Origin of the sequence: Burkholderia sp. S-53 (assembly GCF_025560745.1) — a bacterium.
GTDB lineage: Bacteria > Pseudomonadota > Gammaproteobacteria > Burkholderiales > Burkholderiaceae > Burkholderia > Burkholderia pyrrocinia.
The window spans coordinates 3,158,476-3,182,547 of sequence record NZ_CP090484.1 but is presented as its reverse complement, the minus strand read 5'-3'; the positions used below and the strand labels follow the sequence as shown (position 1 = coordinate 3,182,547).

Sequence of the window (24,072 nt, the reverse complement as noted above, 5' to 3'; positions counted from 1 at the left end):
GCCGCGCGGTTCGCGCACCGGTTTTCTAGACGGGTGACTCGGCTGCACGTGCCGTCGACGGCCGCGGCGAGCACAGGTCCGCCACCAAAAATTCCACCAAATCATCGACAAATACGTTAATTAAAACTGGTCGAACACCAATAAGATAGCGCTCAACACTGGCTTGACGCGTTACCGCGCCAGCCTGCCGATCCGGGCGCGCCGCCGCGCGCCGAACGACATCCGACCCGAGCCATCGCCATGCCCCGTCCCATCGTCGCCCATATCCGCCCCGACGCCGTCCGCCACAACCTCGACTTCATCCGCCGCACCGCCGCGTTATCGCGCGTGTGGGCCGTGATCAAGGCCAACGCATACGGCCACGGCATCGAGCGGATCTACCCGGGCCTCGCGGCGGCCGACGGCATCGCCCTGCTCGATCTCGACGAAGCCGTGCGCGTGCGCGAACTCGGCTGGGACAAGCCCGTGCTGCTGCTCGAAGGGATCTTCGAGCCGGCCGACGTCGAGCTGGCCGATCGCCATCGGCTGACGGTGGCCGTGCACTGCGACGAGCAACTCGACCTGCTGATCGCGGCGAAGCCGCAGCAGCCGATCGACATCCAGCTCAAGATGAACTCCGGGATGAACCGGCTCGGCTACCGGCCCGCCGCGTTCCGCGCCGCATGGGAACGCGCGGCGAGCGCGCCGTCGATCGGCAAGATCACGCTGATGATGCATTTCGCGAACGCGGACGAAGGCGAGGTCGACTGGCAACTCGATCAGTTCGACGCCACCACGGTGGGGATTCCGGGCGAGCGCTCGGTGTCGAATTCGGCGGCCGTGCTGTGGCATCCGCGCGCGCACCGCGACTGGGTGCGGCCCGGCACGATCCTGTACGGCGCGTCGCCGACGGGTGCGTCGCGGCATATCGCCGACACGCCGCTGATGGCCGCAATGACGCTGACGAGCAGGATCATCGGCGTACAGACGCTGTCGCCGGAAGAAACCGTCGGCTACGGCCGCCGCTTCACGGCCGACCGGCCGATGCGGATCGGCGTCGTCGCGTGCGGCTACGCGGACGGCTATCCGCGCCACGCGCCGACCGGCACGCCGATCGCGGTGGACGGCGTGATGACACGCGTCGTCGGCCGTGTGTCGATGGACATGCTGACCGTCGACCTGACGCCGTGCCCGAACGCGGGCATCGGGTCGAGCGTCGAGCTGTGGGGCGACCAGGTGAAGGTGGACGACGTCGCGGAAGCCAGCGGCACGATCGGCTACGAGCTGATGTGCGCGCTCGCGCGCCGCGTGCCGGTCGTGATCGTGCCGCCGGGCGCATCGACCGCGCAGCCGGAGCCGGCGCTGCGGACCGGGAGCTACGGGCGCTGACCGACGTCGATGCTGCGGCGCACTACCGCGTCGCAGCGTCTGCCACGTCACTGGCGGGCCGCCTCGGGCGGCCCGTTTGCATTCCGGCGGACAGGAAACCCGAGCCGGAGAAAACGCGTTGGCTAGGGCCCTTCCGCCCCGCTCGACGCATACATCCGGCGTGTACTACGAACGCCACGTCGGCTTCCGCTTCTCGAGGAACGCGTCGATCCCTTCGCCCGCATCCTCTTCCATCATGTTGCGCGCCATCACGTCGCCCGCATACGCATACGCTTCGTCGAGCGGCAACTCGCGCTGGCGGTAGAACATCTGCTTGCCGTAGCGCACCGCCGCCGGACTCTTCGCGACGATCTCCGCGACCTTGCGCGCGACGGCCGCATCGAGCGCGTCCTCGGGCACGGCTTCGTTGACGAGCCCCCACGCGGCGGCTGTCGCCGCATCGACGAAGCGCCCGGACACGAGCATGTCGAACGCGCGCTTCGCCGTGACGTTGCGGCTCAGCGCGACGGCCGGCGTCGAACAGAACAGCCCGACGTTGATGCCCGATACCGCGAAACGCGCGGTATCGGCCGCGATGGCAAGATCGCACGCGGCGACGAGCTGGCAGCCGGCCGCCGTCGCGATGCCGTGCACGCGCGCGATCACCGGCACCGGCAATGCGCGCATCGCGAGCATCACGCGGCTGCACTGCGCGAACAGCGAGCGGTAGTAGTCGAGTTCCGGCTTGCCGCGCATCTGCCGCAGGTCGTGGCCCGCGCAGAACGCCTTGCCTTGCGCGGCCAGCACGACGCAGCGCACGTGCGGATCGGCCACCAGCGTTTCGAATGCATCGTGCAGGCTCGCGAGCATCGCTTCGGACAACGCGTTGAACTGCTGCGGCCGGTTCAGCCGCAGCGTGACGACGCCGTCGTGGTCTTCACGCAGCAAAATGGGTTCCGATGATGAGGGATTCGAATCCATGACGGGCCACCTGATTGAATGCAATCTCGATGCGATAGCAGGTCAATATAGTCCAATCGCGGCATGGATGGAGACATGTCGGCGGCCGGCGACGTTCCAGAGATCGGCGTGTCGATGGATGGCTCGTCAACGCCCGCAACTGCCCGCCGGCATCAACCGGCAGAAGGCCCGTCGGCCCGTTTCGCATGACACCGCCACGACAGCACTTCGCTCAACCCGGCCAATACGACGATGGCGCCGATCATGCCAAACGTGATCGATCCACCCCACAGCGCCCCGAACGTATTCATCCTTGCGCTCATGCGCGGTTCGGCAGGCAGGTAGCGCACCTCGACTGCATCGCCGAGATTGACGTCGACTTCGCCGCCTTGCGGGTATTCGATTCGTTCGCCCGCGCGAGTCGTGAAGACGATGTCCGGATGATGCGGCCCGTAGTCGAGCCGGACTACGCGCCCCGGAACGACGATCGATTCACGCATGAAGTCCCGTGTCGACCGGAAATCGAACGCCGCGAAAAACAGCAGAACCGTGCCGATCAGCACGGCGAAACAGCCCTTGAATATCCGCATGCCGGATTCTTGCGTCATGTTTGAAGCGCTCGGCCGTCTGCGCCTGCCCCGCTTCAGCGCGGCTGATATTCGCCATCGGCCGCGGACCAGCGAAACGTCTGCCGCCATTTGCCGCCGCGCTGACGCAGTTGGAGGTCGTGGAAACCGTCCTTCGACGTCGGCAGCACGGTCAGTGTATTGCTGCCCTCCGTGATGTCGTGATCGCGCGTGCCGTCACGATGCCAATCGCCCGCGATATCCCGGTAGAACATCATCGGCTGCGCGAACACGATGCGTAGCGTCTTACCGTCGATCCGGAAAAGGTACAACGCCTCGAATGACGCGCCACCGCCGGAATAGCCGCTCGACCAGCCAGCCCGCACGCCGAACGCTGCATCGCCCGCCCGCAGCGCATACGGTGCGAGATCGAACCGCAGCCACCGCTCGGGCCGTATCGCGAAATCGGCCCGCTGCGCCTGCTCGAGGTCGTCGGGAACCTCGATATTCGTCTGGCTCCAATCGATCCCCTGTTCGAGCGGCTGTTCGGTACGCGCGACGAGGCGCGGCACACCGTCCTGATCAAGCTCGAATACGCCCAGCCAGACCAGTTCCTTCTGATCATCGGCATCGGTGTGATGCTCGAAGCCTTCGCAATCGGTGGGCGCACCAAATTTCAGCACCTCGTGCGCGAGGCCGTCGGTCGGTGCCACGCAGACGATCGCGACGAACGCGCCGGGGCGCTGCGGCCACGGCTTCGCGCCGACCAGCACCACGCGCGCCAGCGGCTGGCCGGGGGCAAGCTGCGCCGCCAGCGCCGCCTTCGTGAAGCCGGACGGCAGATGTACGCCGAAACCGTCCTGCTCGGGCACGCCGCTCATCTCGCGCGCGTACGCTGCCCGTGCATCGGGGGAACTGAACTTCCCGGGCACCTGGTCAAGCGAATGCGCAGTGCCCGCCGCGTGTGCGGTCAGGCCCGCGAATGCAGTGCCGAGCGCGATCAGCCACGGTGCCAGACGAACTGTCATGCTGGAATGTCCTGTGAAGTAGCGAGACGACGTACAGCGACGTCGCACGTGCGAGAGTCTGCAAGGCAACGAGATCGGTTTGGCAGGATACGGACATCGCCGCGCGCTGTAAATCGTTGCCCATGCCACGCCGCTATCCGCCGCTCGCGACGCGTGCGATCGTCTGCCGCAGCCACACATGCGCGGCGTCGCCGTGCCGGCGCGCATGCCAGTGCTGCGCGAACTCGAACGAATCGATCGGGAACGGCGGTTCGAACACACGCAGGCGCGCGTCGTCGCGCACGCGGTCGAGGTTGCGGCGCGCGACAGTCAGCACGAGATCGGTGCCGGCGATCAGGTCGTTCGCGACGTCCCAAAACGGCAGGATCACCGCGATGTGCCGCTCGCGCCTCAACCGCGCGAGCGCGCGATCGACCTCGTTGTCCATGCCGTCACGCATCGCGACCAGCGCATGCGGTCGCGCGAGCCACGCGTCGAGCGCGAGTTCGCCGCGACGCGGCAAGCGGCTCGCGTCGGCCAGGCACGCGAACGATTCGACGAACAGCGGCTGCGCATGCAGTTCGCGCTGCAGCGCGGGCAGCACGCCGAGCGCAAGATCGACCTCGCCGTCCATCAGCTGCATCCGCATCGCCTCGCGCGTGGCCTGCGACACGATCAGCTCGATGCCCGGCGCATCGGCGCGCAACGTCTTCACGAGCGCCGGCAGCACGATGCGCGCGCCGTAGTCGGACATCGCGATGCGAAAGACGCGCGTGGTCGCGGACGGATCGAACGCGGCCGGCTCGATCAGCGCGCCGAGCCGCACGAGCACGTCGTTCAGCGGTTCTATCAGTTCATTCGCTCGCGCGGTCAGGTCGAGCCGGCCCGCGCGGCGCACCAGCAGCGGATCGCCGAAGATCTCGCGCAGCCGCGCGAGCGCATGGCTCACGGCCGGCTGGCTCTTGTGCAGCCGGACCGCGGCGCGCGAGATGTGACGTTCGCTCAGCAACGCATGCAGCGTGACGAGCAGGTTCAGGTCGATACGAGCTAAATTATTCATGACACGAATACGAAGCATCCGAAAGACGAATTTCCATTCGCCATCTTAATGGATGACAATCATTTCGACACCCTTTCATGACCGGCCCAGATGACGACTTCGCTTTCCCTTACCACCCTTTCGCTCGCCGCCGCGGCGTTCGTCGCCGGCGCGCTCGTGCCGCTGCAAGGCGGCAGCAATGCGGCGCTCGGGCGCACGCTCGGCCACCCGCTGTGGGCGAGCGTCGCGTCGCTGACGGTCAGCCTGCTCGTGGTACTGCCGGTGCTGCTGGCGACGCGCGCGAACGCACCGCTCATCGGCGACGCGCTGCAACGCCCGCTGTGGATATGGCTCGGCGGCCTCGCGGGCGTGATCTACATCACGCTCGCGCTGATCCTGACGCCGCGGCTCGGCACGACGACCTTCATCGTCTGCGTCGTCGCCGGGCAGATGCTCGCGTCGCTGCTGATCGACCATCACGGGCTGATGGGCCTGCCGCAGCGGCTCGCGACGCCCGGCCGCATCGCGGGCGTCGCGCTGATCTTCGCGGGGATGATCGTCGTGCAATGGCAGACGCCCGCACCGCGCGCGCCAGTTGCAACCGGCGACGCGGCGGCCGCGCAACCCGAGCCGCAGCGTTGAGTGCGCAACCGGCGTCCGGCCCGCACCCGCGAAGCGCGTCAGCCCGCGAGCTTCTTCAGCGCGTCGAGCACCGCGTCGCCCTTGAACGGCTTCACGATCCAGCCCTTCACGCCGGCCGCCTTGCCGCGCTCCTTCATCGCCGGGCTGCTTTCGGTCGTCAGCATCACGACGTTGACCGCCGTGTTCGCCAGTTCGCCGCGAATCTTCTCGACCATCGTCAGGCCGTCCATGTTCGGCATGTTCACGTCGCTGATCACGAGGCGCACGCCGGGCGTCGCCTTGAGCTTCGCGAGCCCGTCCTTGCCGTCGACGGCCGTCGCGACGTCGAGCCCGTGATTGCGCAGGAAGCCCGCGACCTCGTCGCGCACCGTGCCCGAATCGTCGACCACCAGAATCTTTGCCATGTCGTATTCCCCTTTCCTTGTTGCTGACTTCAAAACAGTTCGAGTTCGCCCGATTCGACCATCGGCCCCACGTCCTGCACCGATTCGCGGAAATCCTCCGGCGACCAGCTCAGGCTGAACACGAAACGCTGGTCGAGACAGACGGACCGCCCCGATTCGGGATCGGTCATCCGGTACTTGAAGCAGAGCTGCGGACAGTCGCCGCCGAACGAGATGAACTTCTGCTTGTGATTGACGACGAGCGGCACCTGCACCGGATGGCGCGCGAGCGCTTCGGCATCGCCGAGGTAGCGGTTCTTGAACGCGCCCCATACGAGGTTGGTCAGCTCGCCGAGCACGCTGTTCACGTCGCGGAAATCCGGCGCGCGGCCGTCTTCGCGCGTGCCGCCGAGCATGTCGAGCAGCGGCTGCTCGCTCGTCTGCAGCAGCATGTAGCCGCGGCACCACGCGCTTTCGAGCGCGATCAGGCTGAACACTTCGCCGAAGATGATCTGGTCGCGAACGATGCACGGCGTCTCGTGCTCGATCGTCATGCCCGGGAACAGGCTGTCGATGCGCGCCTCGGTGATCTCCGAGATGCCGCGCACGAGCGCGTTCGGGTAGTCGCGGCCGAACAGGTATTCGTCGATCGCGCGCTTGAGCGGCGTCATGTCGTCCGCGGCGTACGCCGCGCACGCGACGCGCGCGAGCGCATCGGGCAGCCCGTCGCGCGACGCGAGCGATTCGCGGCGCAGGATGATCGGCAGTTCGGGCCGCAGCGCATCGATCTGCGTCGCGATGATCGCGCTCTCGACCGGCGAGCCGCCGTAATCCTCGGCGAGCAGGATCGCGCCGAGATCGATGTTCGAGCGCAGCACCTTCAGCAGCCGGCTGCGCCTTACAGTCAGGCCGACCAGGTTGTGCTCGTCGCAGAAACGCTTGATCGCATCGGCGTGTGCGCGGCTGTCGTCGAGCACGAGCACCTTGCTGACGGGTTTGTCTTCGGTCATCTCACGGGTTCCCAAGGGTCGGTCAGAACAGTTCGAGCTCGCCGCCGGTATCCACCGTAGCCGTCTCCGGCACATGAAAATCGACCGGCGCGTTCGCGCACACGCACAGCGTCGCGCCGACCCGCACGTCGCCGTCGAGCGTCAGCTCGTACGCGGCCACGTAATCGGGTGCGAGCGCGGGCAGGAAGTCGATGCTTGCGCCGCTCAGCAGGTAAGGCGTCGACATCCCGAGATCGGGAAACGGCGCGGTCAGCGCCTGGTTGATCGCGCCGCAGCACAGGTTCGCGACTTCCATGAATGCTTCGGGCAGCGGCCGCTGGCCGCTCGTGCCTGTCGTCGCGCCGGCGAAACGGCGGCGCGTCGCATCGTCGTCGCTGAAGCGCAGTGCGAGCAGCAGGCGGAAATGCAGCGCCGAGATCGTCAGTACCGCGACATGCTCGGCTACCTTCGGCTTCGATCGCGAGGTTGCGCGGGCAGGATCGGGCGCCTCGCCGGCCGAAGGCCGGATGTCGCACGCGCCGCCGGACGCGAGCCGCGTGCGCGCCGCATCGAAAAAAATCCGCTCGAAGCCGGCTTTCGCCTGCGCGCTGATCACGCCGCCTCTCCTTCGATCCGCGCATGAAGTTGCCCGGCCAGCGTCTCGACGGTCGCGAGCGCGGCCGTAATCATCTTGCCGCCGGCCTGGATGTCCTGGAACGTCGCGGCCGTCACGAGATCGTTGCGGTTCAGGCTGTCGCGATAGCTGTTCGACAGCTGCTGCGAGCGCGCGGCCAGGCCGCGCACCTCGCTCGCGACGATCGAGAAGCCGCGCCCGGCCGTGCCCGCGCGCGCGGCCTCGATCGACGCGTTCAGCGACACGATCGACACATGCGCGACGATCGCCGACAGTTCCTGGTTCTTCGTGCGCATGTCCTGGTTCTGCGTGGTCAGCGAGATCATCTGCTCGTGCCAGCGCTCGAACGTGCCGGCGAGCCCGCGCAGGCGCGCGGCTTCGTCGGCGATCTTCATCGCATGCTGCGCGAGCGCGGCGCGGTCGGCCGACAGCGCCTGCAGCGCGTCGCGCTGCGTGCCGGCCGCGGACGCCTCGCGCGCCAGCGCGTCCTCGAGCTGCGCCTCGCGTTGCGCCCATGCGTCGGCGGCTTCGGCATGTGCCGACGCCGCTTCTGCCGCCCTCGCGTCGGCCGCGTCGAGCGCGCCGCGCAACGCATGCGCGTCGCTTTCGATCGCCGCGACGAGCCGCTTGCGCGTCACGCGAAACAGGACCGCCGCCGCCACCGCGACGACGAAGCCGCCCGCCAGCGCGGCGGCAATCTGGAGCATCCACGCCTGCACGATCACGCCGTCACTCCGCTGCGCCGACGTTCGCGATGCGCGCGCGCTCGTGCGCAGCACCGTGACCGGCACCGTCCGCCGCGAACCGCGCCGGCAATGACACGATCGTCTCGAACGCGCGATACGGTGCGCCGACGCGATCGTCGGTGAAGCGCAGCGCGATGTCGCCGCCGTCGCGCTTCAGGAAGTTGCGCACCGCGTCCATGCCGACGCCGCGCCCCGACACCTCGGTTACTGCGTGCGCGGTCGAGAAGCCCGGCCGGAAGATCAGCTCGGCCACATCTTCGTCGGACAGTGCAGTTGCGTCATCGCCATCGATCCAGCCGCGCTCGCGCGCGATGCCGCGAATCCGGTCGAGTGCGAGGCCGCGACCGTCGTCGCTCAGCACGAACCACAGCTCGCCGCCGCCCACGCCGACCGCGATGTCGATCGTGCCGGACGCCGCCTTGCCGGCTGCGCGTCGCTCTTCGGACGACTCGATCCCGTGGTCGATCGAATTGCGCAGCAGGTGCATGAACACGTTCTTCAGCGTCGCGCCGATCTCGCTGCGCACGCGATGGCCGTGACTGTCGATATGCACGACGGGCGCCGGCTTGCCGAGTTCGGCCGCGAGCGACGGCAGCGACTCGATCACGCCGCCGAGCGCGTCGCCGATGCCCTGCGTGCCGAGCTGGCTCAGCATGCGGCGCACGGCATCGCGTGCCGCCTGCCAGTCGGACGCGTTCGCCGGATCGGCGCCGTCGAGCACGCGCAGGCTCTCGCTGATGTGCGCGCGTTCGACCATCAGGTAGTCGGCGCCGCCCTGCACCGGTTCGCCGCTGCGGCCGAGCGTGACCGCGTTGATCGTCGCGTAGCGGTCGACGGCCTCGCGCACGCGCGCCAGGTCGTCCATCAGTGCATCGCGGTTCCACTCGGGGCCGCCGTCCGCGCGGCGCAGCGATTCGTACGCCTGCTCCGCTTCGTGGACGATGTTCGTCAGGTGCTGCAGGCTGTACGTGCGCGCATTGCCCTTGATCGTGTGCATGTTGCGGAACAGCGCCGCGACGATCGAGTGATCGGCGCGCTCGTGCTGGCGGATCATCCGCTCGTTCTCGCTGAGGAAGCCCTTCGCGCTGTGCACGAAGTCGTGGAACTTGTCCTGGCTGATCGACAGGATCTCGCCGATCATCTCGAGGCGGCGCTGCTGCTCGCCGGCCTGCGCGGTCAGCGCGCGGATCTCCGTCACGTCGCGCACGCACAGCATCAGGCGCACGACCGTATCGGTCTCGTCGGTGATCGCCGACCAGCTCAGGTCGAGCCATTTCTCGCGACCGTCCGGCATCCGCTTCGCGACTTCGTTGACGAGCAGGTGTTCGTTGAATTCGAAGTTCATGCTGTCTTCGCCGAGGCACGCGTGCACGGCCGCGTCGACCTGCGAACGCGCGTCGGCGCCGATCGCCGAATCGTCGAACACGAGCGCCATCAGGTCGCGGCCGGCGATGTCGTTCGTCTCGAAGATGGTTTCGAGGTACGCCGAATACTCCGCATGCACGACGCCGCCTTCGACGACGGTCAGGATCCCCTGCTGCATGTTCTGCAGCATCGCCTGGATGTCGGCCGTCTTCTGCTTGAGCTGCGCGGCGTTCTCCTGGATCTTCTCGATCATCCCGTTGAACGCGACGATCGAATGGCCGATCTCGTCCATCCGGCCCACCGGCACGCGGCGCGTGAAATCCTGGCTTGTCGCGATCTCGCTCATCATCGTCTGCATCCCGATCAGCGGGCGCGTGATCTGGCGATACAGCACGAAGCCGAGCGCGGTCAGCAGCACGATCACCGTGCCCGCGACGCCTGCGATCGCGGTTGCCGTCGTCGCGAGCATGCCGTTCAGCGCGCTGATCGCGTCGTCCTTCTGGCGGTTCTTCTCGACGCGCAGCGTGTCGACGATGCTCTCGAGCTCGTCGCGATACTGCGCGACGTTCGCGAACAGGTAGGCCTGCGCCATCTCGGGCTTGCCGTCCGTCTTCATCTTCACGGTGTCGTCGATCGCCGCGAAATAGTTCGCGGCGCTGTCCTTCGCCTGCGTGACGAGGCCCTCCTGCGCGCGGCCGACCGCCGATTTCGCCTGCCCGTCGAGTGCGGCACGCAGCGCGGCCTGCTTCGCCTTCAGCTCGTCGCGCGCCTGCGCGGCGGTGTTCGCATCGGGCGCGTAGACGAGCGTCATCGTCGCGATCTGGATGTTCTTCACATCGGCGACGAGATCCGCCGACGCGAGCGCGCTCGGCACGATTCCCTGGGTGACCTGACGCACCTCGGACGCGCTCTTGCGCGTCTGGTACACGGCATAGACGCCGATCGCGGACAGCGCGAAGAACGTCAGGACGACTAGCAGCGTAATGCGATGACGGATGGTCATGAGTACAGCTCCCCGCAGCGATCCGGCTTCGATCGCCCTTTGGTCTATTGAAAGAATATGAGCGGCGAATTATCGGGGATGGTGTATGACTGTCCGATGACCGTTAATCAATCGATCATTGAGGAAATTGGAATGATTAATTGCGGCGGGAAAAGCCTAAAGTTTTTCGCGGATTTGCCGTTAACCTCTGGCACCCAAGGCCCGTAAGGCTGCGGGATTTGCCGAATCGGCGGAATGGCGGATATTCATCGTTTATTCCTGCTCCGCCGGTTCGACAATATCGACTATCGGTAAAACGTTTGCGCATTATCGCGCGAGTCGCTTCGTTTCCGCCCTTTAATACCGAAAAAATACCGGATGCAATGCACGGGCCCGCGTCGTCGTTCACGGATCGAGCGCGCCGCCCGACCAGCCGGCCGACGGCCGCGAACCCGTCAGCTTCAATGCGACATCGCCCTGCGCGACCAGCCGCTCGCGGTTGCGCGTGACGATGCGCCCGGCCTGCGGCGCAACCAGCACATGCTCGCTGCCGGGCACGCCCGGGTGCGCGACGATCCGCGCGACGCGCTCGCCGGCCTCGACCGTCGCGCCGAGTTCGCGTTCGTAGACGAGCACGCCCGACACGGGCGCGATCACCGTCTCCATGTGCGCGATCGGTACGGCTTCGCCGTGCCAGTCCGGCACACCAGGTGATTCCGCGATGACGCCTCGGCCGCGCAGGAACGCGAGCACGCCGTCGGCGTCGCGCTCGGCAAACGCGTCCGACACGTCGGACTGCCCGCGCAGCTCGACGGTCGCGACGAGCCGGTCGCGCAGCCCGCCGTCGCGCGTCCAGTGCGCGGCGACGGCACCTTCGAACGCGCCGTCGTCGTCCTCGTCCCACAGGATCGCGACATCGGCGCCGAGCGCCGCGGCGAGGTCGCGTCCGGCCGGCCACAGGTCTCGGTGCAGGTACACATACGGCAGCGCCTCGGAATCGGTATGGAGGTCGAGCACGATATCGGCGTCGCACGCGGCGGCAAGCAGCGTGCGCTGCCACGCGGCGAACGTCGTCGCAGGCCGGCGCGTCGCCGCGGACTCGTGGAAATGCCGGTTGAAATTGCGGTGCGTCGCTTCGTGGAAACGGCCCAGCAGCCGCCCCTGCCGGAACTGCGCGAGCCCGAGCGGATTGGCCTGCGGCACGACCGTCACCGTGCCGCGCAGCACGCCGCGATCGTGCGCCGCACTCAGTTGCGGCAGGAGCCGGTGCAGCACGAGCATGCCCGCGATCTCGTCCGCATGCACGCCGGCCTGCAGGTGCACACGCGGCCCGTCGCCGGCCGACAGCCGCCACGCGCGGATAGCGAGCGGCTGCCCGTGGTCGCCCGGCACCTGCCAGGTCAGCGGTTCGATCATCGTCTGTTCTCCTTCAGGACCGGTGCGTCATTCACGACGATTCACGACGACGCACGCGAACCGGCGCCGAGGCTTGCGACGAACGCGGCGATGCGCTCACACGCGTCGGTCAGTCGCGCATCGTCGACGACGAAGCCGAAGCGCACGAAGCCCGACGCGGTGTCGCCGAACGCGCTTGCGTCGAGCAGCGCGACCTGCTTCGCGCGGAACAGCCCCCACGTGAACGCATGTGCGTCCAGCCCGGTGCCGCGCACGTCGACCATCATGAACATCCCGGCCTCCGGCAGCAGGCAACGCAGCCCCGGCACGTCGCGCAGGCGCGCGTACGCGAGATCGCGGCGGCGCCGGTAGAGTTCGCGCATGTCCGCGACGATCGCAGCCCGGTTGTCGAGCGCGGTGACGGCCGCCTGCTGGATGAAACCCGGCAGCCCGTACAGCATGCACAGCGCGAGCCGCTCCGCATGCTCGATCAGCTCAGTCGGGCCGATCGCCCAGCCGACCCGCCAGCCCGGCATCGCATGCGATTTCGACAGGCTGCCGAGCGTCACCGTGCGCCCGGCCATCCCCGGCAGCGACGCGATGCTGACCATGTCGCGCTCGAACGTCAGCGCCGCATACACCTCGTCGGACACGACCCACAGATCGCGCTCGCATGCGAGCCGTGCGATCCGTTCGAGGTCCGCGCGCGGCATCACGACACCGGTCGGGTTGCATGGCGTCGCGAAGAAGATCGCTTTCGTGCGCGGCGTCACGGCCGCTTCGAGCGCGTCGAAGTCGAGATGAAAGCCGCGCGATGCATCCACGGGCACCGGTACGAGCGTCGCACCCGACGCGCGCACGCTCGCCTCGTAGGTGAGGTACATCGGCTCCGGCACGAGCACCTCGTCGCCGGCCTCGCACAGGCACATCGCCATCGCGAACAACGCATTCTGCGCACCGGCCGTCACGATCACGTGCTCCGGGCCGACCGCCTGACCCGACGCGATCGCGTGCTCGCGCGCGATCGCCGCGCGCAGTTCGGCGCGGCCGCGCACTTCGCTGTAATGCGTGTCGCCGCCGCGCAGCGCGGCGACCGCGCGCTCGACGATCACGTCGGGCGTCGCGAAATCGGGATCGCCGACGCTCAGGATGATCGCCGGCTCGCCGGCGGCGACCGCCTGCTGCGCCGCGTAGTGAATGTCCCATGCGGTCGTGCGCTTGCCTTGCAGGCGATCGACCAGCTTCGAATAGTTCATGCGTCCTCCAGCGCGCGGCGCCCGCCCGGCTGCCGCGCCGTCAGTGTTTTTTTTTAGCGCGGCATGCGCACCGGCACACGCCGCTCGAGCCGGCCGAACGCGCGCTCGATCACGAACGCGAGCGCGACATAGATCACCGCGATCGCCAGCAGCGGCTCATAGGTCCGCAGCGTCTGCGCGCGGATGTAGTTCGCGGCGCCGAGCACGTCCATCACCGCGACCGTCGACGCGAGCGCCGTCGATTTCAGCAACATCACGGTCTCGCCGGCCAGCGTCGGCAGCAGGATCTGGATCGCGCGCGGCAGCCATACGCGGCGCGCGATCATCGACGGGCGCATCCCCATCGCGCGTGCGGCCTCGATCTCGCCCTTCGGCACGCCGCGCAGGCCCGCGCGCAGCACCTCGCCGACATACGCGCCGACGCTGATCACCAGCGCGAACGCGACATACCAGAAGCCGTCGCGCAGGAACGGCCACAGCACGCTGTCGCGCAGCGCGGGCCAGCCCGCGAACAGCGAGCCGACGCCATAGTAGATCAGGTAGATCTGCACGAGCAGCGGCGTGCCGCGTATCACCTCGGTGAAACCCTTGCTGACGCGCGCGACGAGCGGGTTCGGCGACAGGCGCGCGAATGCGACGGCGATCGCGAGCCCGAAGCCGAAGACGGCCGAGATGACGAGCAGCTTGACGGTGGTCAGCACGCCGAGCAGCAGCAGCGCCCCGTAGGAAGACAGTACGCTCAGATCCATGACGTTGATCCGGTTCGATGGGAAAGCATGCGGAAATGCGCGGTGCCGCTCACGATGCCGGCATCCAGCGGCCGAAGCGGCGCTCGATTTCGCGGAACAGCACGCCGGACAGCGACGTGATCGCGAAATACACGGCGGCCACCATCAGGTAGTAGTGCATGTACTCGCGCGTCGAGCCGGCCGCCTGCTTCGCGGTGTAGAGCAGCTCGCTGTAGCCGACCACGCTGATCAGCGCGCTGTCCTTCACGAGGATCAGCCACAGGTTCGCGAAGCCCGCCAGTGCGTACGGCGCCATCGCCGGCAGCGTCACGCGCCGGAACACGAGCGCCGGCGGCGCGCCGAACGCGCGGCCGGCCTCGATCTGCCCGTACGGGATCGCGAGGATCGCGCCGCGGATGATCTCCGCCGCGTACGCGCCCTGCACGATGCCGAGCACGATCACCGCCGCGGCGAAACCGTTGACCGCGACCGGCCCGACGCCGATCGCCGTCATCAGCAGGTTGATCGCGTCGGTGCCCGCGTAATAGAGCAGCAGGATCAGCAGCAGTTCGGGCACCGCGCGGCACAGCGTCGTGTAGCCCTGTGCGATCCGTTCGAGCGCGCGCACGCCGGACAACTTCGCAGCCGCGCCCAGCAAGCCGAGCACGATGCCGACGACGAACGCGCCGAGCGAAATCTCGAGCGTCACGCCCGCGCCCTGCAGCAGCGCGACGCCCCAGCCGTCCGGGTCCATGCCCAGGTAGCTCACCCATCCCCAACCGTCCATGCCGCCTCCTCGTCCGTGCGTGCGCCGGTGTGTCCGAATGCCGGTAGCGGCGCGATCAGTGCGGCCAGAGGTCGATCGGGAAATACTTCTTCGCGATCTGCGCGTACTTGCCCGACGCATGCAGTTGTTCGAGCGCCTGGTCCATCTGCTGCTTCAGCGACGCATCGGCCTTGCGCATCCCCGCGCCGACGCCGTAGCCGAAGATCGCCGGATCCATCCTCACGCTGCCGGGGCCCTTCAGCTCGAACGTCGAACCGTCCTTCGACTTCAGGAAATCGAGGATGCCGAGCTGGTCGAGATACATCGTGTCGATCCGGCCCGCGACGAGATCCGCGTTGCAGTCGTCCTGCGTGTTGTACAGGCGCACCGTCGCGCTCTTGCCGTACGCCGTCTTGATGAACTCGGCGTTCGCGGTCGAACCCTGCACGCCGATCACCTTGCCCTTCAGCCCGTCGGGCGTCAGCGTGAGCTTCGCGTTCTTCGCGCCGACGAAGGTGCCCGGCGTCTCGTAGTACGGCCGCGAGAACGTGATCACCTTCTGGCGGTCCGGCGTGATCGACATCGAGTTGAAGATCACGTCGATCTTGTTGCTGAGCAGCGCCGGGATGATGCCGTCCCACGCGACTTCCTTGATCTCGCACTTCGCCTTCATCTGGTCGCACAACGCACGGATCAGGTCGGCCTCGAAGCCGCTCCACTGCCCGGTCGGACTCTTCATCAGGAACGGCGGATACGGTTCGGCGGCGACACCGAAGCGCAGCACGCCCGACGACGCATGCGCGGAGCCGAGCGGCGCGAGCGCCGCGACGACGACACTGAACAGGCAAAGCAGACTGCGGACGACACGTTTCATGGTCGGACTCCTTGCAGGAAAGATAGGGATCGGGCGGGCCCGCGTGCTCGCGGGCGGCTCCCGTGATTCAGTGGTGCTGCCGGTGCGCGTTGACGAACTGGCGACAGCGTTCGCTCTGCGGCGCGTCGAAGATTTCCGCCGGCGTGCCGCTCTCCTCGACGCGCCCCTGGTGCAGGAACAGCACCTTGCTCGACACGTCGCGCGCGAACGCCATCTCGTGCGTGACGAGGATCATCGTGCGGCCTTCGCACGCGAGATCGCGGATCACCTTCAGCACTTCGCCGACGCGCTCGGGGTCGAGCGCGGAGGTCGGCTCGTCGAACAGCATGACTTTCGGCCGCATCGCCAGCGCGCGCGCGATCGCGACGCGCTGCTGCTGGCCGCCCGACAGGAAGGCCGGATAGACGTTGCGCTTGTCGGCCAGGCCGACGCGTTCCAGCAACTGCTCGGCGCGCGCGATCGCTTCGGCGCGCGGCTCGCGCAGCACGTGCACGGGCATCTCGATCACGTTCTCCAGCACCGTGCGGTGTGCCCACAAGTTGAAGCTCTGGAACACCATGCCGAGCCGTGTGCGGACCCGCTCGACCTGGCGCGCATCGGTCGGCACCGTGCGCCCCTTGCGGTCGACTTTCAGCCCGATTTCCTCGCCGTCGACGACGATGCGCCCCCGGGTCGGCGTCTCGAGCAAGTTGATGCAGCGTAGCAGCGTGCTCTTGCCCGAACCGCTCGCGCCGATCAGCGAGATCACCTCGCCTTCGCGTGCGCTCAGCGACACGCCCTTCAACACTTCCAGCTCGCCGAACCGCTTGTGCAGATCCTCCACCTGCACACGCTCGTCGGCCACCGCTTTCACGCTCTCCACCCGCGCCAACATGCCGTCTCCTGTGTCGAATTCTCACGCATTCTCACGCCCGTCCCATGCGGGATCGCGGCGTCTTGTTGAATGGCCGACCAACCTCATGCGGAGTCGAGTATAGGCGCTGTTGAACAGTGGTTCAACAGTTTTAAAATAATCCGGAGCAAGGGTTTTCGCGGGTTTCGCGACGCTTTCAGCGTCGTAATTGAACAAGCGTCCGGCACTCCCCTATAATCGGTGCCATGACGAATCCGTAAGGTCACCACGTGAAAAAGACTCCTGGCACGGCACCGGTTCAGACGCGCAGCCGCGGCATCCGAGAAACACCCGCGGTGCGTCAGCAATCGATCATCGACGCGACGATGCGCTGCATTGCGCGCTACAGCTATTCCGAGACCACGATCGACCGCATCTGCTCGGAAGCGAAGGTGTCGCGCGGGCTGATCAACCATCACTTCCAGTCGAAAGACGAACTGATGGCACAGACCTACAAGCGGCTCGCGACCGACCTGCTCGACGTATCGCGCGCGGCGGCCGCGAACGCGACGGGCCCCGAGGAAAAACTCGATGCGATCATCAAGGTCTGTTTCGCCGCGCCGGTGTTCGCGCCGAAGAACGTGAAGGTATGGCTCGGCTTCTGGAGCGTCGCGCACAGCGATCCGGTGATCCGCAAGGCGCACAAGGAGCTGTACAGCGGCTACCGGCAGGCGCTGAAGAAGCTGTTCGACCAGATCGCGGAGGTGCGCGGCGGCACCGTCGACAGCGATCTCGCCGCGCTGACGCTGACGGCCGTGATCGACGGCTTCTGGCTGGAGCTGGCGCGCGACCCGACGTCGTTCACCGCGGAAGACGCGCTGACGAGCTGCCTGCGCGTCGTCGATACGTTCCTCCCGCCGCCGAAGACAACCCGCAAGCGGGCGTAACGCGCGCACGCGCCGCCGGGCGACCGGCGGCGGCGACGACAGCCTCGCACAACGCGAGGCCGTTCGCGTTTTCAGGCCGTGCGGATCTCGATCAGGTACGGCGCCTCGTGCGCGGCCGCTTCGCTCAGCGCACCGGCCAGCGATGTACCCTCTTCGACCCGCTGCGCCCCCCATCCGTACGCACGCGCGATCGCGACGAAATCCGGCGTGTGCAGATCCACGCCGACCGGCTCGACGCCGACGTCGACCATCGCGCGCTTGATCTCCCCGTATCCGCCGTTGTTCAGCAGCACGACGATCACGCGCGCGCGATGCTGCACCGCGGTGCCGAGCTCCGCGAGCGTGTACTGGAGCCCGCCGTCGCCGGCCACGCAGACGACCGGCCGCGACGCGTCGCCGAGGCTCGCGCCGACGGCGGCCGGCAGCCCGTAGCCGAGCGAGCCGAATCCCACCGATGCGTTGAACCAGCTGCGCGGGCGCGGTGCCGCGAAACCGACGTTGCCGGCGTAGACGATGCGCGTCGAATCGCCGACGATCGCCGCATCGGGCAACGCGTCGCGCACGCTGTCGAGCAGCGCGAGGTCGCGCCGCATCTCGTCGTTCAGTTCCTGCCGCGCGGCCGCGCGGCACGTCGCCGCGCGTTCGATGCCGTCGCCGTCCGTGCGCGCGTTCGCATCGGCGGGCCAGATGCGCCGGAATGCCCGCACGGTCTCGCCGACGTCGCCGAGCAGCGGCAGCGCGGGCACCGCGTTGCGGCACAGCTGCTGCGGGTCGATGTCGATCCGCACGAGCGGCGCGGGCATCGCGAAGCTGCGGGTCGCGTACAGATCGTAGTCGGTCGGCCCCAGCTCGGTGCCGAGCGCAATGATCAGGTCGCTGTCGCGCATCAGCGCGCGCACCGCGTCGCTCGACGCCGACCAGGCGATGCCGAGCGGATGCGCGGGCGGCAGCACGCCGCGCCCGTTGATCGTCATCACGACCGGTGCGTCGAGCGTTTCCGCGAGCCAGCGCACGTCGTCGGCCGCGTCGAGCGCGCCGCCGCCCGCGAGGATCAGCGGCGCGCGCGCGGCGGCCGCCTTCGCGCGGAATGCGTCGATGCCCTGGGCCGACGCGGGCCCCGGCGCGATGCGCGGCGCCTCGGCAGGCACCGGCGGCAACGCATCGGCAGGCGCCGCGAGCACGTCGAGCGGAATCTGGATGTGCACCGGGCGCGGGCGGCCGCCCGAAAACACCGCGAATGCACGCGCGATCGCCTGCGGTAGCGCATCGGCGCGCGGCACCGTGTAGCTGAACGCGGCGACGTTCCCGGCGAACGCATGCTGGTCCGGCAATTCGTGCAGATGGCCGTTGCCCGAGCCGATGTCGCCGGACGCATTGACGCTCGAAATGACCAGCATCGGAATCGAATCCGCATAGGCCTGCGCCATCGACGTCGCGATGTTCGTCATGCCGGGCCCGGTGATGACGAAACACACGCCGGGCTTGCCGGTCGCACGCGCATAACCGTCGGCCATGAAGCCGAGACCCTGCTCGTGGCGCGCGCTCACGTGACGCAGCGCGCTGCCGGCCAGACCGCGGTACAGCTCGATCGTGTGCACGCCGGGAATGCCGAACACCGTGTCGACGCCATGCGCCGCGAGCAGGTCGACGAGGTACATGCCTACTGTTTTCATGAGGTTTCCGTTATTCAGGACAGGTTTCAGGATCGCAAGCCGGCCGCGGCCGTCAGTGCGCAAGCCCCGGCAGCAGTTCGCGGACGCCTTGCGCGAGCATCTGGAACGCGATCGCGGTCAGCACGATCCCGGACAGCCGCTCGACCAGCGTCCGGCCGATCTCGCCGAGCCGGCGGCACCACGACGCCGAGCACGCATACGTCAGCCCGATCACGCCGGCATGCAGCACGCACGCGGCGCTCAATGCGAGCAGGTCGGCCGGCGCGTGAAAACGCGTCGCGGTCGTTATCACGAGCGACATCACCGCGCTGCCGATCGACAGCGGAAAGATCAGCGGCACCGCGATGTAGTTGCGCCATTGCGCATACTCGAGCCGCGTGTCGCCGCCGCTGCGTTCGTCGTTCGCCGTGCCGCGCATCATCGGGATCGACCACAGGCACAGCACGAGGCCGCCCGTCAGCGTCAATGCGCCGAGCGTCAGGCCGAGCATGCGCAGCAGGAACTGCCCGCCCCATACCGCGCCGACCATCAGCGTCGCGATCCACGCGAACAGCCGGAACGCGATCTGCCGCTGCGTCGCGTCCGGGAAATGCCCGGTGACCGCCGCGTACATCGGGATCGCGACGGGCGGACAGAACAGCGTCAGCAGGCCCGTCAGGAACAGCAGCACGTCGCTCGACGTCAGGGTCATCGTTCGCACTCGGAAGGCATGCAATGGCATCGCGGCCGGGGGCTTTGTCAGCCGAGTTCGGCGTGAAGTTCGGGGACCGTCGCGAACAGATCGCCGACGAGGCCGTAATCGGCCACGCTGAAGATCGGCGCTTCCGGATCCTTGTTGATCGCGACGATCACCTTCGAATCCTTCATGCCGGCCAGGTGCTGGATCGCACCCGAGATGCCGACCGCGATGTACAGCTGCGGTGCGACGATCTTGCCGGTCTGGCCGACCTGGTAGTCGTTCGGCACGTAGCCTGCGTCGACTGCCGCGCGCGATGCGCCGAGCGCTGCCGACAGCTTGTCGGCCAGCGGCTCCAGCACCTTCGTGTAGTTCTCGCCGCTGCCGAGGCCACGGCCGCCCGACACGATGATGGTCGCCGACGTCAGTTCCGGACGGTCCAGCTTCGTCACTTCACGGCTCACGAACTGCGACTTGCCTGCGTCTGCCGCCGCTTCGATCTTCTCGACCGCTGCGCTGCCGCCTTCCGCTGCCACCGGATCGAAACCCGTCGCGCGCACCGTGATGACCTTGATCGGGTCGCTCGACTGCACCGTCGCGATCGCGTTGCCCGCGTAGATCGGACGCTCGAACGTGTCGGCACTGTCAACAGCGGTGATGTCCGAGATCTGCGCGACGTCCAGCTTCGCGGCGATACGCGGCGCGATGTTCTTGCCGTAGGCCGTCGCCGGCGCGAGGATGTGCGAGTAGTCCTTCGCGATGTTCAGCGCGGTCGCTTCGACGTTTTCCGCGAGGCCCGCTTCGAGTTGCGGCGCGTCGGCCAGCAGCACCTTCGAAACACCCGCGATCTTCGCTGCCGCATCGGCCGCCGCTTGCGCGTTGTGGCCCGCGACCAGCACGTGAATGTCGCCGCCGATCTTCGCAGCCGCTGCCACCGTGTTCAGCGTCGCGGCCTTGATCGACGCGTTGTCGTGTTCTGCAATCACCAGAATCGTCATTTCTTTCCGCTCCCTCTTACAGCACCTTGGCTTCGGTCTTCAGCTTCTCGACCAGCGTCTTCACGTCCGGCACCTTCACGCCGGCTGTGCGCTTCGGCGGCTCGACCACCTTCAGCGTCTTCAGACGCGACGCGACGTCCACACCGAGGTCTTCCGGCTTCACCGTTTCCAGCGGCTTCTTCTTCGCCTTCATGATGTTCGGCAGCGTCACGTAGCGCGGCTCGTTCAGACGCAGGTCGGTGGTCACCACGGCCGGCAGTTGAAGCGACAGCGTTTCCGCGCCGCCGTCGACTTCGCGCGCAACGGTTGCCTTGCCGTCGGCGACCGTCACCTTCGACGCGAACGTCGCCTGCGGCAGGCCGGCCAGCGCAGCCAGCATCTGGCCCGTCTGGTTCGAATCGTCGTCGATCGCCTGCTTGCCGAGGATCACGAGCGAAGGCTGCTCCTTGTCGACCAGCGCCTTCAGGATCTTCGCGACGGCCAGCGGCTCGACGCTGTCGGTCGACTCGACGAGGATCGCGCGATCCGCGCCGATCGCCAGCGCCGTGCGCAGCGTTTCCTGCGCCTGCGTGACGCCCACCGACACCGCGATCACTTCGGTCGCGACGCCCGCTTCCTTCAGGCGCACGGCTTCTTCCACCGCGATTTCGTCGAACGGGTTCATCGACATCTTCACGTTCGCGATGTCGACACCCGTGTTGTCCGACTTCACGCGGACCTTCACGTTGTAATCGACCACCCGCTTCACTGCCACCAGTACCTTGATGCTCATTCATCCCCCGTCATTGAATCGTTCAGTCCTGCGCGGCTTCCTGCGGCGCGCGTTCGCGCGGCCGCATGTCGCCGTCGAAATCGTCGAGTGTCGGGAACGCCATCGGCGCGAGCCCGTCGAGCTGCGTCAGGTACGCGTCGTACCGGTCGAGCACGGCCGCGCGTTCAGCGTCGCCGATATACGGCACGTGATAACCGACGAACGACGGCAGCACGTCGAAGCCCGCATAACCGAGCGTGCCGCGCAGCACGTGGCGCAGCATCAGGTCCATCTCGCCGTGCACGCCGTCCGCGCCGAACATGTAGTCGCGGCCGCCGCACGTATAGGCGAGCAGCGCGCGCTTGCCGCGCATCCCGCCGCGATCGTAGAAGCGCACGCCGCCATACACCTTGCCCGACACGAGCACGCGGTCGATCCAGCCTTTCATGATCGCCGGCATCGAGCACCAGAACAGCGGGAAGCTCAGGATCAACAGATCGCAAGCGACCAGCTTGTCGAGTTCGGCGGCGATGTCGGGCGCGATCGCGTGCGCGGCGACGTTCTCGCGCTGCTCCAGCGCATAGACGAGATAGTCCGGATTCTTCCGCACGCCGAAATCGGCCGCGCTCGCGACCGGATTCCACTGCATCGCGTACAGGTCGGACACCGTCACGGTATGCCCCTGCGCTTCGAGCGTGCTCACCGCGCGATGCAGCATCGACGTCGTGAACGACTGCGGTTCGGGATGGGCGTGAACGATCAGGACTTTCATGGTGCTGTTTTTCTCCGCAACGTAACGTTGATTCGGTTGATATCAGACGGACCCGGCCGCGCGCTTGCGCAGCAGCGACAGGCCGATCGCGACACAGGTGGCGGCCAGCAACAGCGTGGAGACCGACGCGATCGCCGGATCGACGTTCTCGCGCATCCCGTCCCACATGCGGCGCGGCAGCGTGTAGACGCCCCGGCTCGAAATGAACAGTGTGACGATCAGTTCGTCCCACGACAGGATGAACGCGAACACGGCCGCCGACAGCACGCCGGGCCGGATCGACGGCAGGATCACGTAGCGCAGCGTCTGTGCCAGGTTCGCCCCGAGGCTGCGCGACGCCTGCTCGATCCGCAGGCCGACCGTCGCGAGCGACGCGGACACCGCGACGACCACGTAAGGCACCGACAGCACGACATGCGACAGGATCACCGCCGGATAGCTGTCGAGCAACCCGAGCTCGCCCCACAGCCGATAGAACGCAAGCGCCGACACGATCGGCGGCACGATCAGCGGAAACAGGATCACGCCGCGCACGAGCTCGCCGCGCCGCGATGCGACCTTCCACAAGCCGATCGCACACAAGGTGCCGAGCGTCACCGAGAGCGCCGACGAAACAAGCGCGATCAGCCCGCTCTGCAGGAAGCTCGACACCCAGCCGTCGTCGTCGAGCAGCACGCGGTAGTGCCGCAGCGACAGCGCGCCGTCCGGCATCGACAGGTAGTCGCTCGGCGTCAGCGACACGGGCACCGACACGAGCAGCGGCAGCATCAGGAACAGGATCGCGGCCCATGCGATGCCGAGCACCAGCGCGCGGCCGGCCGTCAGTCTGGTCTTCATCTTCGATTCCTCCGGTCCGGTTCAGCGCGCGCCGAACAGCTCGCGCAGGTCGACGAAACGCGCGAGCAGCGCGAGCGCCGCCAGGATCGACGCCAGCAGCAGCGACGCGAGCGCCGCCCCGCTGCCCCAGTTCACGAGTTGCAGGATCTGCGTGCTGATGTATTCCGCGATCATCACCGTGCGGCCGCCGCCGAGAATCACCGGCGTCACGTAGAAGCCGAGCGAGAAGATGAACACGAGGATCGCCGCGCCGACGATGCCCGGCCGCGTCTGCGGGAAATACACCTTGCGAAACGTGACGAGCGCACCCGCGCCGAGCCCCTGCGACGCGCGCACGAGCTGCGGGTCGATGCCTTTCATGTTCGCGTACAGCGGCAGCACCGCGTACGGGATCATGAAGTGGATCATCCCGATCACGACGCCGATCTCGTTGCGCATCAGCGGCAGTGGCGCGTCGATCAGCCCGATGCGCATCAGCAGCGTGTTGACGAGCCCCTGCTCGCCGAGCAGGAACAGCCACGAGAACGCGCGCACCAGCACCGACGCCCAGAACGGCACGAGCAGCCCGAACATCAGCGCCATCCGCTGGCGCGGCCCGACGTGCGCCATCGCATACGCGATCGCGTAACCGAGCGCGACCGAGCACACGGTCGTGACCGCACACACGCGCAGCGTCGTCCACAGCACGCGGTGCACGCCGCGGTTGTCGAGCAGCCGCGCGTAGTTGTGCAGGCCGGGTTCGGGCACCGCGAAGCCGAGCCACAGCACGCGCACGAGCGGATACACGTACAGCACGATCAGCACCGCGAGCAGCGGCACGACCAGCAGCCAGTAGCGGTCGGCTTTCGCGCGGCCGAGCGGGGCGGCGCCCGCGACAGGGGAAGACAGGGTATTCATCGCGTCACGC

25 protein-coding genes are annotated in these 24,072 nt (G+C 67.6%); 3 read left to right on the top strand and 22 right to left on the bottom strand.

Annotated elements, in window-relative coordinates:
- Positions 1-240 precede the first annotated feature (240 nt).
- Positions 241-1,368: an alanine racemase gene (gene alr / locus LXM88_RS36345; RefSeq protein WP_262544287.1), complete on the top strand. Its 1,128-nt coding sequence runs from the start codon at positions 241-243 to the stop codon at positions 1,366-1,368.
- 165 nt (positions 1,369-1,533) lie between these two features.
- Here the strand turns inward: alr and LXM88_RS36340 are convergent, their stop codons facing one another.
- From LXM88_RS36340 to LXM88_RS36325, 4 genes are all read right to left on the bottom strand, one after another.
- Positions 1,534-2,328, bottom strand: coding sequence for an enoyl-CoA hydratase (locus LXM88_RS36340; RefSeq protein ID WP_262544286.1), 795 nt, complete (start codon positions 2,326-2,328; stop codon positions 1,534-1,536).
- A 152-nt stretch (positions 2,329-2,480) separates the two neighbouring features.
- Positions 2,481-3,005, bottom strand: coding sequence for a DUF3592 domain-containing protein (locus LXM88_RS36335; protein ID WP_262544285.1), 525 nt, complete (start codon positions 3,003-3,005; stop codon positions 2,481-2,483).
- Entirely contained in the window at positions 2,951-3,901 is a 951-nt protein-coding gene (locus tag LXM88_RS36330) for a hypothetical protein (protein ID WP_412524183.1), read from the bottom strand. Before LXM88_RS36330 ends, LXM88_RS36335 begins: the two co-directional genes overlap by 55 nt.
- A 133-nt stretch (positions 3,902-4,034) precedes the next feature.
- Entirely contained in the window at positions 4,035-4,940 is a 906-nt protein-coding gene (locus tag LXM88_RS36325; RefSeq protein ID WP_262544283.1) for a LysR family transcriptional regulator, read from the bottom strand.
- 90 nt (positions 4,941-5,030) lie between these two features.
- Here LXM88_RS36325 and LXM88_RS36320 point away from each other — a divergent pair, with 90 nt between their 5' ends.
- A complete protein-coding gene (locus tag LXM88_RS36320; RefSeq protein WP_262544282.1) occupies positions 5,031-5,561 on the top strand; it encodes a DMT family transporter in 531 nt (176 codons plus the stop codon).
- A 38-nt stretch (positions 5,562-5,599) separates the two neighbouring features.
- Here the strand turns inward: LXM88_RS36320 and LXM88_RS36315 are convergent, their stop codons facing one another.
- The 11 genes from LXM88_RS36315 to LXM88_RS36265 form a co-directional block, all read right to left on the bottom strand.
- The gene (locus tag LXM88_RS36315; RefSeq protein WP_006486240.1) at positions 5,600-5,965 is read right to left on the bottom strand and encodes a response regulator; all 366 of its coding nucleotides are present in this window, start codon (positions 5,963-5,965) and stop codon (positions 5,600-5,602) included.
- A gap of 29 nt (positions 5,966-5,994) precedes the next feature.
- On the bottom strand, positions 5,995-6,954 hold the full coding sequence (locus LXM88_RS36310; RefSeq protein ID WP_262544281.1) for a chemotaxis protein CheX: 960 nt from the start codon (positions 6,952-6,954) through the stop codon (positions 5,995-5,997).
- Positions 6,955-6,976: 22 nt separating this feature from the next.
- The gene (locus tag LXM88_RS36305) at positions 6,977-7,549 is read right to left on the bottom strand and encodes a hypothetical protein (RefSeq protein WP_262544280.1); all 573 of its coding nucleotides are present in this window, start codon (positions 7,547-7,549) and stop codon (positions 6,977-6,979) included.
- The gene (locus LXM88_RS36300; protein WP_262544279.1) at positions 7,546-8,274 is read right to left on the bottom strand and encodes a methyl-accepting chemotaxis protein; all 729 of its coding nucleotides are present in this window, start codon (positions 8,272-8,274) and stop codon (positions 7,546-7,548) included. The genes LXM88_RS36305 and LXM88_RS36300 overlap by 4 nt, the downstream gene beginning before the upstream one ends.
- Positions 8,275-8,296: 22 nt before the next feature.
- Complete coding sequence (locus LXM88_RS36295) at positions 8,297-10,681, bottom strand: MCP four helix bundle domain-containing protein (RefSeq protein WP_262544278.1); 2,385 nt, start codon at positions 10,679-10,681, stop codon at positions 8,297-8,299.
- Positions 10,682-11,065: 384 nt separating this feature from the next.
- Positions 11,066-12,076, bottom strand: a complete 1,011-nt coding sequence (locus LXM88_RS36290; RefSeq protein WP_262544277.1) for a succinylglutamate desuccinylase/aspartoacylase domain-containing protein — start codon at positions 12,074-12,076, stop codon at positions 11,066-11,068.
- A gap of 41 nt (positions 12,077-12,117) precedes the next feature.
- Entirely contained in the window at positions 12,118-13,311 is a 1,194-nt protein-coding gene (locus tag LXM88_RS36285) for a pyridoxal phosphate-dependent aminotransferase (protein ID WP_262544276.1), read from the bottom strand.
- A 53-nt stretch (positions 13,312-13,364) separates the two neighbouring features.
- Positions 13,365-14,060, bottom strand: coding sequence for an ABC transporter permease (locus LXM88_RS36280; RefSeq protein ID WP_262544275.1), 696 nt, complete (start codon positions 14,058-14,060; stop codon positions 13,365-13,367).
- A 49-nt stretch (positions 14,061-14,109) separates the two neighbouring features.
- Positions 14,110-14,826, bottom strand: coding sequence for an ABC transporter permease (locus tag LXM88_RS36275; protein WP_262544274.1), 717 nt, complete (start codon positions 14,824-14,826; stop codon positions 14,110-14,112).
- 55 nt (positions 14,827-14,881) lie between these two features.
- Positions 14,882-15,679, bottom strand: coding sequence for a transporter substrate-binding domain-containing protein (locus LXM88_RS36270; RefSeq protein ID WP_262544273.1), 798 nt, complete (start codon positions 15,677-15,679; stop codon positions 14,882-14,884).
- Between the two features lie 67 nt (positions 15,680-15,746).
- Entirely contained in the window at positions 15,747-16,532 is a 786-nt protein-coding gene (locus LXM88_RS36265; RefSeq protein ID WP_412524182.1) for an ABC transporter ATP-binding protein, read from the bottom strand.
- 269 nt (positions 16,533-16,801) lie between these two features.
- On the opposite strand from LXM88_RS36265, the gene LXM88_RS36260 reads away from it, so the two are divergent.
- Complete coding sequence (locus LXM88_RS36260) at positions 16,802-17,458, top strand: TetR family transcriptional regulator C-terminal domain-containing protein (protein ID WP_262544271.1); 657 nt, start codon at positions 16,802-16,804, stop codon at positions 17,456-17,458.
- 71 nt (positions 17,459-17,529) lie between these two features.
- Here the strand turns inward: LXM88_RS36260 and LXM88_RS36255 are convergent, their stop codons facing one another.
- The 7 genes from LXM88_RS36255 to LXM88_RS36225 are packed head-to-tail and all read right to left on the bottom strand — an operon-like array spanning position 17,530 to position 24,062.
- Positions 17,530-19,131: a 5-guanidino-2-oxopentanoate decarboxylase gene (locus LXM88_RS36255; protein WP_262544270.1), complete on the bottom strand. Its 1,602-nt coding sequence runs from the start codon at positions 19,129-19,131 to the stop codon at positions 17,530-17,532.
- 52 nt (positions 19,132-19,183) lie between these two features.
- Positions 19,184-19,822 carry a MarC family protein gene (locus LXM88_RS36250; RefSeq protein WP_262544269.1) on the bottom strand — a complete coding sequence of 213 codons (639 nt, stop codon included), beginning with the start codon at positions 19,820-19,822 and terminating at the stop codon, positions 19,184-19,186.
- Positions 19,823-19,869: 47 nt separating this feature from the next.
- Positions 19,870-20,805, bottom strand: coding sequence for an electron transfer flavoprotein subunit alpha/FixB family protein (locus LXM88_RS36245; RefSeq protein WP_262544268.1), 936 nt, complete (start codon positions 20,803-20,805; stop codon positions 19,870-19,872).
- 16 nt (positions 20,806-20,821) lie between these two features.
- Positions 20,822-21,571, bottom strand: coding sequence for an electron transfer flavoprotein subunit beta/FixA family protein (locus LXM88_RS36240; RefSeq protein ID WP_262547092.1), 750 nt, complete (start codon positions 21,569-21,571; stop codon positions 20,822-20,824).
- Positions 21,572-21,599: 28 nt separating this feature from the next.
- Positions 21,600-22,328 carry an NAD(P)H-dependent oxidoreductase gene (locus tag LXM88_RS36235; protein WP_262544267.1) on the bottom strand — a complete coding sequence of 243 codons (729 nt, stop codon included), beginning with the start codon at positions 22,326-22,328 and terminating at the stop codon, positions 21,600-21,602.
- 42 nt (positions 22,329-22,370) lie between these two features.
- Positions 22,371-23,165 (bottom strand): ABC transporter permease, encoded by a 795-nt coding sequence (locus tag LXM88_RS36230; RefSeq protein WP_262544266.1) that lies wholly within the window; start codon positions 23,163-23,165, stop codon positions 22,371-22,373.
- A 21-nt stretch (positions 23,166-23,186) separates the two neighbouring features.
- Complete coding sequence (locus LXM88_RS36225; RefSeq protein WP_262544265.1) at positions 23,187-24,062, bottom strand: ABC transporter permease; 876 nt, start codon at positions 24,060-24,062, stop codon at positions 23,187-23,189.
- Positions 24,063-24,072 lie beyond the last annotated feature (10 nt).

What these genes read in the sequence shown, in the direction of transcription:
- alr (WP_262544287.1), top strand. Translation starts at nt 241, where the DNA reads ATGCCCCGTCCCATCGTCGCCCATATCCGCCCCGACGCCGTCCGCCAC.
- LXM88_RS36340 (WP_262544286.1), bottom strand. Translation starts at nt 2,328, where the DNA reads ATGGATTCGAATCCCTCATCATCGGAACCCATTTTGCTGCGTGAAGAC.
- LXM88_RS36335 (WP_262544285.1), bottom strand. Translation starts at nt 3,005, where the DNA reads ATGGCGGCAGACGTTTCGCTGGTCCGCGGCCGATGGCGAATATCAGCC.
- LXM88_RS36330 (WP_412524183.1), bottom strand. Translation starts at nt 3,901, where the DNA reads ATGACAGTTCGTCTGGCACCGTGGCTGATCGCGCTCGGCACTGCATTC.
- LXM88_RS36325 (WP_262544283.1), bottom strand. Translation starts at nt 4,940, where the DNA reads ATGAATAATTTAGCTCGTATCGACCTGAACCTGCTCGTCACGCTGCAT.
- LXM88_RS36320 (WP_262544282.1), top strand. Translation starts at nt 5,031, where the DNA reads ATGACGACTTCGCTTTCCCTTACCACCCTTTCGCTCGCCGCCGCGGCG.
- LXM88_RS36315 (WP_006486240.1), bottom strand. Translation starts at nt 5,965, where the DNA reads ATGGCAAAGATTCTGGTGGTCGACGATTCGGGCACGGTGCGCGACGAG.
- LXM88_RS36310 (WP_262544281.1), bottom strand. Translation starts at nt 6,954, where the DNA reads ATGACCGAAGACAAACCCGTCAGCAAGGTGCTCGTGCTCGACGACAGC.
- LXM88_RS36300 (WP_262544279.1), bottom strand. Translation starts at nt 8,274, where the DNA reads ATGCTCCAGATTGCCGCCGCGCTGGCGGGCGGCTTCGTCGTCGCGGTG.
- LXM88_RS36295 (WP_262544278.1), bottom strand. Translation starts at nt 10,681, where the DNA reads ATGACCATCCGTCATCGCATTACGCTGCTAGTCGTCCTGACGTTCTTC.
- LXM88_RS36290 (WP_262544277.1), bottom strand. Translation starts at nt 12,076, where the DNA reads ATGATCGAACCGCTGACCTGGCAGGTGCCGGGCGACCACGGGCAGCCG.
- LXM88_RS36285 (WP_262544276.1), bottom strand. Translation starts at nt 13,311, where the DNA reads ATGAACTATTCGAAGCTGGTCGATCGCCTGCAAGGCAAGCGCACGACC.
- LXM88_RS36280 (WP_262544275.1), bottom strand. Translation starts at nt 14,060, where the DNA reads ATGGATCTGAGCGTACTGTCTTCCTACGGGGCGCTGCTGCTGCTCGGC.
- LXM88_RS36275 (WP_262544274.1), bottom strand. Translation starts at nt 14,826, where the DNA reads ATGGACGGTTGGGGATGGGTGAGCTACCTGGGCATGGACCCGGACGGC.
- LXM88_RS36270 (WP_262544273.1), bottom strand. Translation starts at nt 15,679, where the DNA reads ATGAAACGTGTCGTCCGCAGTCTGCTTTGCCTGTTCAGTGTCGTCGTC.
- LXM88_RS36255 (WP_262544270.1), bottom strand. Translation starts at nt 19,131, where the DNA reads ATGAAAACAGTAGGCATGTACCTCGTCGACCTGCTCGCGGCGCATGGC.
- LXM88_RS36250 (WP_262544269.1), bottom strand. Translation starts at nt 19,822, where the DNA reads ATGACCCTGACGTCGAGCGACGTGCTGCTGTTCCTGACGGGCCTGCTG.
- LXM88_RS36245 (WP_262544268.1), bottom strand. Translation starts at nt 20,805, where the DNA reads ATGACGATTCTGGTGATTGCAGAACACGACAACGCGTCGATCAAGGCC.
- LXM88_RS36235 (WP_262544267.1), bottom strand. Translation starts at nt 22,328, where the DNA reads ATGAAAGTCCTGATCGTTCACGCCCATCCCGAACCGCAGTCGTTCACG.
- LXM88_RS36230 (WP_262544266.1), bottom strand. Translation starts at nt 23,165, where the DNA reads ATGAAGACCAGACTGACGGCCGGCCGCGCGCTGGTGCTCGGCATCGCA.
- LXM88_RS36225 (WP_262544265.1), bottom strand. Translation starts at nt 24,062, where the DNA reads ATGAATACCCTGTCTTCCCCTGTCGCGGGCGCCGCCCCGCTCGGCCGC.